10 protein-coding genes are annotated in these 14370 nt (G+C 69.9%); 4 read left to right on the forward strand and 6 right to left on the reverse strand.

Features of this window, described 5'->3' with window-relative positions:
- The first annotated feature begins 251 nt into the window (after positions 1 to 251).
- Positions 252 to 3392 (forward strand): TonB-dependent receptor domain-containing protein, encoded by a 3141-nt coding sequence (locus tag ABLE43_RS09765; protein WP_348978308.1) that lies wholly within the window; start codon positions 252 to 254, stop codon positions 3390 to 3392.
- Here ABLE43_RS09765 and ABLE43_RS09770 read toward each other — a convergent pair.
- From ABLE43_RS09770 to hutI, 5 genes are read right to left on the reverse strand one after another with little or no spacing between them, the layout of a single operon-like run.
- Positions 3380 to 3994, reverse strand: a complete 615-nt coding sequence (locus ABLE43_RS09770; protein WP_348978309.1) for a HutD/Ves family protein — start codon at positions 3992 to 3994, stop codon at positions 3380 to 3382. The genes ABLE43_RS09765 and ABLE43_RS09770 overlap by 13 nt on opposite strands.
- Positions 3886 to 5556, reverse strand: coding sequence for a urocanate hydratase (hutU, locus tag ABLE43_RS09775; protein ID WP_348978310.1), 1671 nt, complete (start codon positions 5554 to 5556; stop codon positions 3886 to 3888). Before hutU ends, ABLE43_RS09770 begins: the two co-directional genes overlap by 109 nt.
- Positions 5557 to 6372 carry an N-formylglutamate deformylase gene (gene hutG, locus ABLE43_RS09780; RefSeq protein WP_348978311.1) on the reverse strand — a complete coding sequence of 272 codons (816 nt, stop codon included), beginning with the start codon at positions 6370 to 6372 and terminating at the stop codon, positions 5557 to 5559.
- Positions 6369 to 7898, reverse strand: coding sequence for a histidine ammonia-lyase (hutH, locus tag ABLE43_RS09785; RefSeq protein ID WP_348978312.1), 1530 nt, complete (start codon positions 7896 to 7898; stop codon positions 6369 to 6371). The genes hutG and hutH overlap by 4 nt, the downstream gene beginning before the upstream one ends.
- Positions 7888 to 9096: an imidazolonepropionase gene (gene hutI, locus ABLE43_RS09790; protein ID WP_348978423.1), complete on the reverse strand. Its 1209-nt coding sequence runs from the start codon at positions 9094 to 9096 to the stop codon at positions 7888 to 7890. The genes hutH and hutI overlap by 11 nt, the downstream gene beginning before the upstream one ends.
- Positions 9097 to 9190: 94 nt before the next feature.
- Between hutI and ABLE43_RS09795 the strand changes: the two genes are divergently transcribed.
- Positions 9191 to 10552, forward strand: a complete 1362-nt coding sequence (locus ABLE43_RS09795; protein WP_348978313.1) for a formimidoylglutamate deiminase — start codon at positions 9191 to 9193, stop codon at positions 10550 to 10552.
- Between the two features lies 1 nt (position 10553).
- Positions 10554 to 11267 (forward strand): histidine utilization transcriptional repressor HutC, encoded by a 714-nt coding sequence (locus ABLE43_RS09800; RefSeq protein WP_348978314.1) that lies wholly within the window; start codon positions 10554 to 10556, stop codon positions 11265 to 11267.
- On the opposite strand, the gene ABLE43_RS09805 is transcribed toward ABLE43_RS09800, so the two are convergent.
- Positions 11236 to 11853: a TetR/AcrR family transcriptional regulator gene (locus ABLE43_RS09805; protein WP_348978315.1), complete on the reverse strand. Its 618-nt coding sequence runs from the start codon at positions 11851 to 11853 to the stop codon at positions 11236 to 11238. The two genes, ABLE43_RS09800 and ABLE43_RS09805, sit on opposite strands and share 32 nt — an antisense overlap.
- A 227-nt stretch (positions 11854 to 12080) precedes the next feature.
- Between ABLE43_RS09805 and ABLE43_RS09810 the strand changes: the two genes are divergently transcribed.
- A complete protein-coding gene (locus ABLE43_RS09810; RefSeq protein ID WP_348978316.1) occupies positions 12081 to 14300 on the forward strand; it encodes a hypothetical protein in 2220 nt (739 codons plus the stop codon).
- Positions 14301 to 14370 lie beyond the last annotated feature (70 nt).

The following is a 14370-nucleotide window of genomic DNA, read 5'->3' on the forward strand; positions in this document are numbered from 1 at the left end:
GTGGCATTGCTGGCGACAATGTTCGCGACCCCGGATTAAATGTCTATACAAAAAAGCATCCGGGCGTATTTTTTGTCAGGATAGCAGCGGGAAATACGCCGTCACTGAAATTGTCGTGCGCGCGCCGACAACGGCTTGCAACAGACGAACGAACATGGCAGATTTGTCTATACAAATAGCGGCTCGCGAGGTTCTGCCCGACGAGGTCGCAACCGCAGGAGGTGTATCGCAAAACCAAAAAGGGAATCGATATGCTCCACCGTCTTCTGAGTGCGACCGCGCTTGCCGGTTCGCTGGCGTTGATGCCCGTCACGGCCGCCGCGCAGACCGCGCCGACCGGCACGGCGGCGGCGACGCCCGCCGACGATCAGGCCAAGCCGCTGACCGGCGTCGCCGGGGCCGGTGCCGACGAGGGCGCGGCGCCCGCGGGCGAGATCGTCGTCACCGGATCGCGCATCCGCCGCCCCGACTATGATTCGCTCGAACCCACCACCGTCATCACCAACGAGTATCTGGGCGTGCGCGGCCTGACCAACGTCGCCGACGCGCTGAACGAGCAGCCCGGCTTCGGCGTGCCGCAGTCCGCCGAGGGCGGGCAGAGCAGCTACGGCGTCAGCCAGAATTTCGTGAACAAGTTCGGGCTGGGCACCGCGCGCACGCTGACGCTGGTCAACGGCCGCCGCTTCGTCTCGACCAACGCGCCGACCGTGCTGGGCAATCCCGCGGGGTTGCAGGTCGATCTGAACGTCATCAACCCGCTGATGATCGACCGGATCGAGAATGTGTCGATCGGCGGCGCGCCGACCTATGGCTCGGATGCGATCGCGGGCACCATCAACGTCATATTGAAGCGCAACTTCGAGGGTGTCGAGTTGCAGGGGCTCTCCGGCATCTCCGACCGGGGCGACAATTTCCGCCTCAATTTCTCCGGCATCGCGGGCTTGGCCTTCGGCGGCGGGCGCGGGCATGTGCTGCTCGGCGGTTCCTATGATCGCAGCGACGGGTTGCGCGTGGTCGATCGCGCGCGGGCGCGGGAGTCGCTGACCTTCCAGACCAATCCCACCGCGACGGCGGCGGCGAACCAGTTCCCCGGCCGCACCCCCGCGACCGACGGCCGCGTCAACGGCAGCGTGCCGTTCAACGGCGGTCCGGCGGACGGCATCCCCAATACGGTGCTGATCCGCAACACCCGCATCTTCTCCGAATCGACCGCCGGGCTGATCCTGCCGATCAATTCGGTGTCGGGCATCAGCAACGGCAACGTGCCGGGCTTCGGAACGCGCGGGGCCAACCGGCTCCAGTTCGACGCGGCGGGCAACATCGTGCTGTTCGATCAGGGATCGCCGTTCGGCAACACCTATGGCAGCGGCGGCGACGGCTTCGACCTGACCACCACCCGCCCGCTCATCAACGATCTGGAGCGCTACACCGCCAATCTCGTCGCCGATTACGAAATCACCCCCAATGTGCGCGCGTTCGTCGAGGGCAACTACTACCACGGCGTCGGCCGGGAAGTGATCGACCAGCCGGTCTACAACTCGCCGCTGTTCGGCGGGGCGAACGGCGCGCTGACCTTCAACGTCAACGATCCCCGGCTGGGTGCCCAGGCGCGTACCGTGTTGCAGGGCTATGGCGTCACCAACTTCCTGCTGTCGCGCGATTTCGTCGACATCACCAACGGCGCGGCGAGTTCGGAAACCGACGTGTATCGCGGCGTCGCGGGGCTGAGCGGCGACTTCGATGCGTTCGGCAAGCGCTTCACCTTCGAGGCATCGGCCAATTACGGGCGGACCGAAGGCTTCTTCCACCAGATCCTGCTGGACCAGCAGAAGTTCGTCAACGCGATCAACAACTGCAACGCCACGCCGGTCGTCAACGCCGCGCCGGGCGGCGTCCGGCCGGTGGCGGATGCGGCCTGCGTCGCGCTCGACCCGTTCGGGCCGGGGCGGCTCGATCCGGGCGCGGTCGCCTATGTCAACTATCGCACCACCGCGCGGTCGGTGATCGAGCAGGAGGTGTACAACATCAACTTCGGCTCGTCGGAGCTGGTGCGGCTGTGGTCGGGCAATGTCGGCTTCAACCTCGGCTATGAGCATCGCCGCGAATACGGGCGGTTCACCCCCGATCCGTTCCAGATCGCCGGGCGCGGGCGCGCCGCCGCGATCGTCGGCAACCAGGGCAGCTTCAACACCGACGAGGCGTTCGGCGAGCTGCTGCTGCCGCTGGTCGCGCCGGACAACAACGTGCCGCTGATCCGCAGCCTGACGGTCGAGGGGCGCGGGCGCTATGTCGACAATTCGGTGAACGGCGGCTTCTGGACCTATACCGGCGGCGGTCGCTACCAGCCGGTGTCCGGCATCGAGTTCCGCGGCAACTATACCCGCTCGCTGCGCGCACCGTCGATCGTCGAGCTGTTCACGCCGCAGACCAATGCCGGATCGTTCTTCCCCGATCCGTGCGACCGCGCCAACATCGCCAGCGGCGCCAACCCGACCGTGCGGCAGCGCAACTGCAACGCCTTCTTCCAGGCGTACGGCATCAACGGCGCGACGTTCGATTCGCTGGCGCGCACCTCGGCGGTGCCGGGGCGGACCGGCGGCAACCCGACGCTGCGCAACGAGGTGGCGAACAGCTATACCTTCGGCGTGCTGTTGCGGCCCGCCTTCGTGCCGCGCTTCCAGATGGCGGTCGACTGGAACCGCATCCGGGTGACGGGCAACATCGCCTCGCTCACCGCCGCGAACATCGCGGAAGGCTGCTACGACAACCCGTCGTTCGACCAGTCGAACCCCGATGCGGGCAACAGCTTCTGCACCCAGTTCACCCGCATCCGCAGCGGCAATGCCAATACCAACGGCCAGATCGTGTCCGATCCCGCCAATCCGGGCATCCGCACCGGATTCGTCAACGGCGACTATATCGAGTTCAAGGGGCTGACGGTGCAGCTCGACTATGCCGTGCCGCTACAGGAGATCGGGGTTCCGGGCCGGGTGAACCTCAGCGGCAGCCTGTTCTACCTCGATACGCTCGAATCGTCGAACAACGGCGTGACCGTCGATCCGCAGGCGGGCGAGATCGGCACGCCGAAATACAGCGGCCAGTTCAACCTCGCCTTCGTCGGCGACGACGGCTTCGGCATTAACGTGCAGGGCAATTACACCGGCAAGGCGAAGTACGACATGCTGTTCAACGCCGACAGCCGCGACATCCTCGAGCTGGACGACCAGTGGCTGTTCAACCTCGGCCTGACGCAGCGGGTGGGGGAGAAGGCGACGTTCCGCCTTGCCGTCACCAACCTGTTCGATGTCGCGCCGCCGTTCCCCTATGACGCGGTGGCGGCCTACGACCTGCTCGGGCGGCGCTATGCCGTGTCGCTCAACTACCGCTTCTGAGCCGCGAACCGGATCGCGAGGAGTTGCCCGCTCCCCGCGATCCGGGCCGGGCCGATGACGGCATCCAGCCGGGCGGCACGCTCCCCGTCGACCCGGACATCGCCGCCCAGAACGAGCGCGATCTCGCCCGGTTCGAGGACGCGCGGTGCCGCCACGCGCCGCACAGCATGGGTCCAGCGATCGTGCCGCGACATGACGTTGAGCGCATGCGCCGGTACCGCGACCGTCGCGGTGATCGCCTCGTCGCCGGGGAAGGCGATGCTGTCCCCCGCCGCCAGTGCCTGGCTCCAGCCGATGCCGACCAGCGTGATCGCCCCGTCGAGCAGCACCAATGTGCGGTCATGGCCGTCGAAGCGCGAAAAGGGCGCGTCGCGGTCCAGCGTCGCGATGCTGACCCGCCAGCCGTCGCCCGCCGCGACCTGCGCCGTCACCCCGGCACCGTTGCGCCACGGGGTCGCGACGCGATCGGCGGCGCGGCGGAGCGGGGCGGCGCTCAGCCGGTGATGCCCGGCAGGTCGAGGCCCTGTTCGCGCGCGCAGGCGACGGCGTCGGCATAGCCCGCATCGGCGTGGCGCATCACGCCGGTCGCCGGATCGTTCCACAGGACCCGCTCCAGCCGCCGCGCGGCTTCGGCCGTGCCGTCGGCGACGATGACCATCCCCGAATGCTGCGAAAAGCCCATGCCGACGCCGCCACCGTGATGCAGCGAAACCCACGTCGCGCCGCTCGCGGTGTTGAGCAGCGCGTTGAGCAGCGGCCAGTCGCTGACCGCATCGGAGCCGTCGAGCATCGCCTCGGTCTCGCGGTTCGGCGATGCGACCGAGCCGGAATCGAGGTGATCGCGCCCGATCACGACCGGCGCGTCGAGCTCGCCGTTCGCCACCATCTCGTTGAACGCGAGGCCCAGCCGATGCCGGTCGCCGAGGCCCACCCAGCAGATGCGCGCGGGCAGCCCCTGGAAGCGGATGCGGTCGCGCGCCATGTCGAGCCAGCGGTGCAGCGCATGGTGATCGGGCAGCAGCTCCTTCACCTTCGCGTCGGTCTTGTAGATATCCTCCGGATTGCCCGACAGCGCCGCCCAGCGGAACGGCCCGATCCCGCGACAGAACAGCGGCCGGATATAGGCGGGCACGAAACCGGGGAAGGCGAAGGCGTCGGCCACCCCTTCCTCCAGCGCCATCTGGCGGATGTTGTTGCCGTAATCGACAGTCGGCACCCCGTCCTTCCAGAACGCCAGCATCGCACGGACATGCACCGCCATCGATGCGCGGGCGGCGGCGGCGACGCCTGCCGGATCGCGCTCGCGCCCCTGCTGCCACTGGTCGAGCGTCCAGCCCTGCGGCAGATAGCCGTTGACCGGATCGTGCGCGCTGGTCTGGTCGGTGACGGCATCGGGGCGGATGCCGCGTGCATGGATTTCGGCGAACAGGTCGGCGGCATTGCCGAGCAGCCCGACCGACACCGGCTGGCCCGCCGCGCGTGCCTCTTCCAGCATCGCCAGCGCCTCGTCGAGGTCCGCCGCCTGCCGATCCAGATAACCGGTGCGCAGCCGCATCTCGATCCGGCTCGGCTGGCATTCGATCGCGAGGCACGAGAAGCCCGCCATCACCGCCGCCAGCGGCTGTGCGCCGCCCATGCCGCCGAGGCCCGCGGTCAGGATCCAGCGGCCCGCCGCATCGCCGCCATAATGGCGGCGCGCCATCTCGACGAACGTCTCATAGGTGCCCTGCACGATCCCCTGCGAGCCGATGTAGATCCAGCTGCCCGCCGTCATCTGGCCGTACATCATCAACCCGGCGCGATCGAGTTCGTGGAACGTCTCCCAATTCGCCCAGTGCGGCACGAGGTTGGAGTTGGCGAGCAGCACGCGCGGCGCATCGGCATGGGTGCGGAACACGCCCACCGGCTTGCCCGACTGGACGAGCAGCGTCTGGTCGTTATCGAGCCGGGTCAGCGCCGCGACGATCGCGTCATAGGCGGGCCAGTTGCGCGCCGCGCGCCCGATCCCGCCATAGACGACGAGTTCCTCAGGGCGCTCGGCGACCTCGGCATCGAGGTTGTTCATCAGCATCCGCAGCGCCGCCTCGGTCTGCCAGCTTCGCGCGGTCAGGTCGCGACCGTGCGGGGCTCGGATGCGGCGGCGGTTGTCGAGGCGGTCGTTCACTCAGGCGTCCTTTGCGAAATCGAGGCAGGCGCGCAGCACCGGCAGGAGGGTATCGGTCAGCCGGGCCGCACGGGTCGGGGCGAGCGGGGCGGGCCAGTTGTCCGCGCCGACCGCCGCCGGTTCGTCGAGATAGCCGCGCATGGCGAGTTCCATCTGGATCGCGTGCACGCCGGTCGCCGGGCGGCCATAATGGCGCGTCGTCCAGCCACCGCGGAACCGCCCGTCGACGACGAGGCTGTCGCCGCTGTCGGCACAGATGCGGGCGACCCGGTCGCGCAGCGCCGGATCGCAGGTGCGCCCGCCGTCTGTGCCGATGTTGAACTGCGGCAGTTCGCCGTCGAACAGGCGCGGCACCCGGCTGCGGATCGAATGACAGTCGTAGAGCACCACGCGGGGGTGCCGGTCGCGCAACCGCGCGATCTCGCCTGCAAGGGCGGCGTGATAGGGATCGAAGAACGCCGTCCGCCGCGCGGCGATCTCGCCCGCGTCGGGAGCCTCGTCCGCGCGGTACAGCGGCTCGCCGTCGAAGGTCGTCGTCGGGCACAGCTCGGTCGTCGCCTGCCCCGGATAGAGCGACGCGCCGCCCGGATCGCGGTTGCAGTCGATGACGCTGCGCGACACCGGCGTGGCGACGATCGTCGCGCCGAGATCGGCGGCGAAGGCATAGAGCCGGTCGATCCACCAGTCGGCGTCCTTGCGCGCCAGCCACGGCGACACGAAGCGCCCCTCGAGGTCCGCCGGAATGTCGGTGCCCGCATGGGGGATGCCCAGCACCAGCGGCGCATCGCCGCGCGTCACCCGCACGAACCCGCTCACGCCGCGACCCCCGGCAGCGTCAGGCCGCAGCCCTCCGCCAGCGCCCCCGAGCGCACCAGCGCTTCCGCGGCGAGCATGTCGGGATGGAAATAGCGATCCTCGTCCAGCGCGGGCACGGCCTGCCGGATCACTGCGCGCACCGCCTCCAGCGCGGGGCTCGACACGGTCGGCGCATGGAAATCGCAGCCCTGCGCCGCCGCCAATGCCTCGATCGCGACGACCGATGCGGCATTGGCGGCCATGGGGGCGAGCCGCCGCGCGCCATGCGCCGCCATCGACACATGATCCTCCTGGTTCGCGGAGGTCGGGATCGAATCGACGCTGGCCGGATAGGCGCGCTGCTTGTTCTCGCTGACCAGCGCGGCGGCGGTCACCTGCGGGATCATGAAGCCCGAGTTCAGCCCCGGACGCGGCGTCAGGAACGCGGGCAGCCCCGACAGCGCAGGATCGACCAGCATCGCGGTGCGTCGTTCGGACAGCGACCCGATCTCGCAGATCGCCATCGCGATCATGTCGGCGGCGAAGGCGACCGGCTCGGCATGGAAATTGCCGCCGGACAGCACCTCGCCGGTGTCGCTGAACACCAGCGGATTGTCGCTGACGCTGTTCGCCTCGATCGCCAGCGTCGCCGCCGCCTGGCGCAGCACGTCCAGCGCCGCGCCCATCACCTGCGGCTGGCAGCGCAGGCAATAGGGGTCCTGCACGCGCGGGTCGTCGATGCGGTGCGACTGGCGGATCGCCGATCCGGCCATCAGCGCGGCCAGCGCGTCGGCGACCTCGCTTTGCCCGGCATGGCCGCGCAGCGCGTGGATGCGCGGGTCGAACGGCGTGTCGGACCCGCGCGCCGCCTCCACCGACAGCGCGCCGGTCACCAGCGCGGCGGCGAAGACCCGCTCGGCATCGAACAGCCCGGCCAGCGCCTGCGCGGTCGAGAATTGCGTGCCGTTGAGCAGCGCGAGGCCCTCCTTCGCCGCCAGCGTCACCGGGGCAAGCCCGGCCCGTGCCAGCCCCTGCGCAGCGGGCATGCGTTCGCCCGCGACCAGTACCTCGCCGACGCCGATCATCGCCGCCGCCATGTGCGACAGCGGCGCGAGGTCGCCCGACGCGCCGACCGATCCCTGTTCGGGCACCACCGGCAGCACGTCATGCGCCAGCATCGCTTCGAGCAGCGCCAGCGTCTCCTCGCGGATGCCCGATGCGCCGCGCCCGAGGCTGGCGAGCTTCAGCGCCAGCATCAGCCGCACGACCGGGGCGGGCGTCGCCGCGCCGGTACCCGCCGCGTGGCTCAGTACGATGTTGCGCTGGAGTGCCGCCACGTCGCCCGCCTCGATCCGGATCGAGGCGAGCTTGCCGAAGCCGGTGTTCACGCCATAGACCGGCGCGCCCTTCGCCACGATCGCCGCGATCGTCGCCGCCGCCGCGCGGACGCCCGGCAGGCACGCGGGATCGAGCGTCGCCCCGGCCCCGCGATAGATCGCGCGCCACTGCGCCAGCGACACTGCGCCCGGCACCATCTCAACCTGCATCCAGACCCCCATAGACGCGCATGTGGAGCGGGTTGGCCCCGATCCGGTAGACCAGCTCCGCCGGACGATCGATGTCCCACACCGCCAGATCGCAGCGCTTGCCCGCCTCGATCGTGCCGATCTCGTCCGCCAGCCCCAGCGCACGCGCGCCTTCGCGCGTCACGCCCGCAAGGCATTCGTCGACCGTCAGCCGGAACAGCGTCGCCGCCATGTTCATCGCCAGCAGCGGCGAGGTGAGGGGGGACGTGCCGGGATTGCAGTCGGTCGCCAGCGCGATCGGCACGCCTGCCGCGCGGAGCGCCGCGACCGGCGGCAGCCGCTCCTCGCGCGTGAAATAATAGGCACCGGGCAGCAGGACCGCGACCGTCCCCGACGCCGCCATCGCCGCGATCGCCGCCGCATCGGCATATTCCAGATGATCCGCCGACAGCGCGCCGTGGCGGGCGGCCATGGCGGCACCGCCCAGATTGCTGAGCTGTTCGGCGTGCAGCTTGACCGGCAGGCCCGCGCGGCGGGCGGCGGCGAACACCCGCTCGACCTGCTCCGCCGAAAAGCCGATCCCCTCGCAGAACGCATCTACCGCATCGGCGAGGCCCGCCTCGGCGACGGCGGGGAGCATCGTCGCCGCGACCTGATCGACATAGCCGTCGGGATCGTCGCGCCATTCTGGCGGCACGGCATGCGCGCCGAGTAAGGTGGTGCGGACCCGCACCGCCCGTTCCTGCCCCAGCCGCCGGGCGACGCGCAGCATCTTCGCCTCGTCCGCCAGCGTCAGGCCATAGCCGGACTTGATCTCGACGGTCGTGACCCCTTCGGCCAGCAAGGCGTCGAGGCGCGGCATGGCCTCGGCGAACAGCCCGGCCTCGTCCGCCGCCCGGACCGCCGCGACCGTGGACGCAATGCCGCCGCCGGCGCGGGCGATTTCCTCGTAGCTCGCCCCGGCGAGGCGCAGCTCGAACTCGTGCGCGCGGTTGCCCGCATAGACCAGATGGGTGTGGCAATCGACCAGCCCCGGCGTGATCCACCGCCCGTCGCATCCGATCGTCTCGTCCGCGTCGAACCGCGGCGCGTCGGCGCGCGGCCCGGCATGGACGATCCGCCCGTCGCGGGCGGCGACCACCCCGTCCTCGACGATGCCGAGCCCTTCGCCGACAAGCGTCGCAAGGCGGGCGTCGCGCCAGAGGCGGTCGCAGCGGATCATGCAGGGCGTTTCCGTGGCATGCCGCGTTTTATGTCTATACATTTCACGCTCGGCAAGCGAAAATCCGGGCGGGTCGCGAAAGGATCGGCGGGTGACGGATTTGTGGTTTGAACAGGCACTGCTGCCCGACGGCTGGGCGCGCGACGTGCGCATCCGGGTCGCGCACGGCCGGATCGCGGCGGTGCTGCCCGGCAGCGCGCCGGAGCCGGGCGACGAGCGGCACGCGGTCGCGCTGCCCGGCCAGCACAACGTCCACAGCCACGCATTCCAGCGCGCGATGGCGGGGCTGACCGAACGGCGCGGGCAGACGGCGGACAGCTTCTGGACGTGGCGCGACCTGATGTACCGCTTCGCCCATGCGCTCGACCCGGAGACGATGCAGGCGGTGGCGGAACTCGCCTTCGTCGAGATGCTGGAGGCGGGCTACACCCGCTGCGGCGAGTTTCACTATGTCCATCACGCGCCGGGCGGCAAGGCCCATGCCGATCCCGCCGCGATGGCGCGGGCGATCGCGCAGGCGGCGGCGGCGACCGGCATCGGCCTGACGCTGCTGCCGGTCTTCTATGCCGCGGCGGGCTTCGGCGGGCAGCCCCCGTCCGATCCGCAGCGCCGCTTCGTCTCCTCGGTCGACGGCTTCGCCCGCCTGCTCGACGCGACCGAGACGGCGACCGCCGGGCTGCCTGACGCGGTCGTCGGCATCGCCCCGCACAGCCTGCGCGCGGCACCCCCCGCCATGCTCGCCGCCGTGACCGCGCTCCGGCCCGCCGCCCCGATCCACATCCATGTCGCCGAACAGGTGAAGGAGGTGGAAGACTGTATAGCATGGAGCGGCAGGCGCCCGGTGCAATGGCTGCTGGACGAGGCGGGAATCGACGAACGCTGGTGCCTGATCCATGCCACGCATGTCACTCCGCAAGAGATCGACGGCATCGTCGCCAGCGGCGCGACGGTGGGGCTGTGCCCGATCACCGAGGCGAATCTGGGCGACGGCATCTTTCCGGCGGCCGCGTTCGTCGCGGCGGGCGGGCGGTTCGGCATCGGCACCGATTCCAACGTCTCGATCGACGTCGCGGGCGAACTCAGGCTGCTCGAATATGGCCAGCGGCTGGTGCGGCGCGAACGCAACGTGCTGGCGCAACCCGGCGCGTCCACCGGCCGGACGCTGTTCGACCACAGCCTGCGCGGCGGGGTACAGGCGCTGGGGGTAGCCGGTGCGGGCATCTGCCCCGGCGCATCCGCCGATCTGGTGTCGCTCGCGCCCGGTCATCCCGCGATCGGCGGGCGGGAGGGCGACGCGGTGCTCGACGGCTGGATCTTCGCCGCCGGGGCCGCCGCGATCGACTGCGTCTGGCGTCGCGGCGCGGCGGTCGTTAGACAGGGGCGGCACGTCGCGCGGGACGCGGTACTGGCGCGGTACCGACCGGCGCTGCACCGGCTGATGGGGGGAGAATGAGATGATCGGCGCGCAGGCCGCCAGCCTGCACAGCCGTATTCGCAGCGAGATCGAGCGGCAGATCATGGCGGGCGAACTCAAGCCCGGCGACCGCATCCCGTTCGAGCATGAACTCATGGTGCGCTACGACTGTTCGCGGATGACCGTGAACAAGGCGCTGACCGCGCTGTCGAACGCGGGCCTGATCGAGCGCCGCCGCCGCGCCGGGTCGTTCGTCGCGCCGCAGCGCGTCGACATGGCCGCGCTCGCCATCCCCGACATCCGCGCCGAGATCGAGGGGCGGGGCGCGGTCTATCGCCTCGAACTGCTCTCGCGCTCCATCGTGCGCAAGTCGCGCAGCGCCGCCGTGGCGATCGACGCTCCGGCGGGCGCGGACGTGCTGCAACTCGTCTGCCGCCATCTGGCGGGCGAGGAGCCGTTCGCGGTGGAGCACCGGCTCATCAACCTGCGCGCCGTGCCCGCCGCGCGCGGGGTCGATTTCGCGGTCGAGCCGCCCGGTACCTGGCTGATCGCCAACATTCCCTGGACCGAGGCGGAGAACCGCATCCTCGCCAACCTTGCGGGCGAGGATGCGGTCTATCTCGACACCGCGCCCGGCGTGCCCTGCCTGACGCTGGAGCGGCGCACGTGGCAGGCCGGGCAGGCGATCACGCACGTGCGACAGATTTTCCCCGGCAGCGGCTTCAGCCTCGTCGCGCGGTTCCATTCGACCTAGCCGCGATCGCCTCGCGCACGCGCGCCAGTGCCGCCGCTTCGGGGTCCGCCTCGCCCATCAGCGCCCATGCGCCGCTGATGGCGAAGGCGCAGTGGCCGTGAACGGTCGCGATCAGCGAGCGGGCGAGCGCGCCGGTCGCCGCGTCGGCTTCGCATCCCGTCGCGCGGGCGATCTCCTCGATCACGATGCGGGTCAGCAGGCCGCGCCCGGTCTCGTCCGCCTCGCTCAGCCCGCCTTCGGGGGGCAGGCGGTGATCGAAGATCGCGCTCCACAGATGCGGGTGCGCGCGGGCGAAGCCGAAATACCCGTCCACCAGCGCCGCGATCCGGTCGCCCTCCGGCCCGACCGCATCGAGGCGCGCGCGCAGCGACATCGCCCATGCCGCGAAGCTGCGCGTGTTGATCGCCGCGATCAGCCGGTCGGCGGTGCCGAACACATTATGGATCGTCCCGATCGAATAGCCGATCCGCCGCGCCACCTCGCGCGCCGAAAAGCCGCCCAGCCCGGATTCGGCGACCAGCGCCGATCCGGTCGAGAGGATCAGTTCTTCCAGTTCGGCGCGGCTGTGATCGGATCGACGTCCCATGACCGCGATGTAGGCGTATAATTGATCATTGTCCAATTACGGGTCGGCGACGGGCGTCCGGCGATTGGGGGAGGTCGGCGAGACCGAGCGGCGCGCACCGGCGACTGGGCGGGACGATCTTCCCGGCATGGACTGGCAAATGGTTGCTATATCGGCATTTTCCGGAACCCGCTTTCGCCGGATCGCGTTACGCGGGGTAGCCATATCCTTGAACCGTCGAGGGAATGATGGACCAGATGGCAACCGCCGAGGCACCGGCCGTCAGCCCGCACCTGCTGGCGTTGCGCGACCTGCTGCGCGACGATCCGTCGCCGCTCGTCGAGTTCGTCGTCGGCGAATTGTGCGTGGCGCTGCATGCGAGTGCCGATTCGGTGTTCGCGGTGGTCCGGCGGGCACGCGGCGGGGGCCTTGCCGTGCGCGCCGCCTATGTGCCTGCGCCCTTCGCGTGCGATGTCGTGCCGCCGGAGCCCGGCGAAGCTGCGCGGCTGCGCCTGACCGGCGCGATCGGCGAGCATGTGCTGTCGTTCCGTGCCGATCGCGCCGCGCTGGAGCGGCTGCGGATCGTCACCGACTTCACCCCTGCGCGCGCGACCGTGCTGCCCTTTGCGCCGCGCGATCTCTATCCGCTGGGGCGCGGCGACGATCCGTTGCGGGCGACCGGCGTGGTCGAGGCGTCGCAACGCGGCATCAACACCGGACTGCTCTATTTCCGGATCGACCGGCCCGCGTTCGGCAACGTGCTCTATGTCCAGAACCTGACCGCATCGAACGCCTATTACCGTGCGACCGGCACGACCCCGCGCGAAAGCGTCGGCGGCACCTGGCCCGAACTCGGCTATGCGCTGCCGACCCCGTCGGCCAGGGCCGATCCGGGCGAGGTATCGCTGGCGGCGGGCGAGCGGGTCACGCTGTCCGACCAGATCCTCGTCTTCCGCCATGCGGCGCCCCCGCACGAACGCGAATCGGCGCGGCAGTTCGTGCAGATGCTGGCGGCGGTGTACGACCTGCTCGAACTGCCGCCGGTCGCCTATCGCGACTGGGCGGACCGGGCGGAACGCGCCGCGCACGATCTCGCCACCGCGCCCGCGGCGACGATCCGCCATTACGGGCATCGCTACGTCCACCCCTATACCGGTGCCGAATATCCCGACATCATGGTACAGATGTCGGTCGTCACCGCACTCCACCAATGGGGCGAATGGCGTGGGCAGCCCCATCCGCTGGAGCGGGAACTGAAGGCGGGCCTGCGCAAGTTCTTCGATCCCGACCTTGGCACGCTGCGCCGCTACCTGCCCAATGTCGGCAAGGACAAGGACGCCGACGCGGTCGACAGCTGGTACCTCTATCACCCGCTGCTCAACCTCGGCACGCTCGCGCTGAAGGGCGAGCGGCAGGCGCGGGCGCTGTTCCTCGACTCGATCGGCTATGCGGTGAAGGCGGCGCGGCACTTCGACTATCGCTGGCCGATCCAGTACCATGTCGTCGACTTCTCGGTCATCACCGAGGAGGCGGAGGTCGACGGACGCGGACAGACCGATGTCGGCGGCATCTATGCCTGGGTCATGCTCCAGGCGTTCGAGCTGACCGACGACAAGACGTATCTGGACGAAGCGCGCGCCGCGATCGGCGCGGCGATGGGGCTGCGCTTCAACGTCAATTATCAGGCGAACCTGACCGCATGGGGCGCCGCCGCCTGCATGCGGCTGTGGCGGATCACCAACCGCGACGTCTATCTCGAACAGAGCTACGTCTATCTCGCCAGCTTCCTGCACAATGCGGTGCTGTGGGACAGCCGGCTCGGCCATGCCGAGCAGTACGAGACGTTCCTGGCCGTCACCTGCCTGCAGGACGCGCCGTACATGGCGATGTACGAATGTTTCGACAGCTTCCTCGCGTTCGAGCAGTATCTGAACGACGGCGGCCCCGACCTCGAGCCCGAGGCGCGGATGCTGGTCGGCGAATATTGCCGCTATGCCCTGTCGCGGGCGTGGTATTATTACCCCGACGCGCTGCCGCCGGACGCGATCGCCACCAAGCAGCGCGAGGCGAACGGCCATGTCGACCGCGCGCTCTCCTTTCCGCTCGAGGATCTCTATCCCGACGGTCAGCCCGCCGGGCAGGTGGGGCAGGAGGTGTACGGCGCGGGCGCGGCGTTCATCTTCGCCTCGCGTGCGTTCCATCATGTCGAAGGTGCTCCGTTCCGCCTGTATTGCGACCAGCTGTGGCGCGCGGTCGAACGGATCGGCGACCGCGCCCTGTCGATCCAGCTCGACGGCGGCGCGACCCGGACCGCCGCGCTGCGGCTCGTCCGCCTGAAACGCCGCAGGCTGACCGACAGCAGCCTTGCGACCGGGGCGGGCGAACGGATCGAGCCGGAGGCCGTTACCGACGACCGCATCGATTATCGCGTACCCGCCAGCGGCCGCCTGATCCTCAGCTGGGAATAGCGCCGGCCGACCGTGCCGCCTGCCCACGACCGGCGATGCCGTTCGCGCCACACCGGTTTCCGGCAAACAC

This window comes from Sphingomonas silueang, assembly GCF_040049155.1.
Taxonomy (GTDB): Bacteria; Pseudomonadota; Alphaproteobacteria; order Sphingomonadales; family Sphingomonadaceae; genus Sphingomonas; species Sphingomonas silueang.

What these genes read in the sequence shown, in the direction of transcription:
- ABLE43_RS09765 (WP_348978308.1), top strand. Translation starts at nt 252, where the DNA reads ATGCTCCACCGTCTTCTGAGTGCGACCGCGCTTGCCGGTTCGCTGGCG.
- hutH (WP_348978312.1), bottom strand. Translation starts at nt 7,898, where the DNA reads ATGCAGGTTGAGATGGTGCCGGGCGCAGTGTCGCTGGCGCAGTGGCGC.
- ABLE43_RS09800 (WP_348978314.1), top strand. Translation starts at nt 10,554, where the DNA reads ATGATCGGCGCGCAGGCCGCCAGCCTGCACAGCCGTATTCGCAGCGAG.
- ABLE43_RS09805 (WP_348978315.1), bottom strand. Translation starts at nt 11,853, where the DNA reads ATGGGACGTCGATCCGATCACAGCCGCGCCGAACTGGAAGAACTGATC.
- ABLE43_RS09810 (WP_348978316.1), top strand. Translation starts at nt 12,081, where the DNA reads ATGGACCAGATGGCAACCGCCGAGGCACCGGCCGTCAGCCCGCACCTG.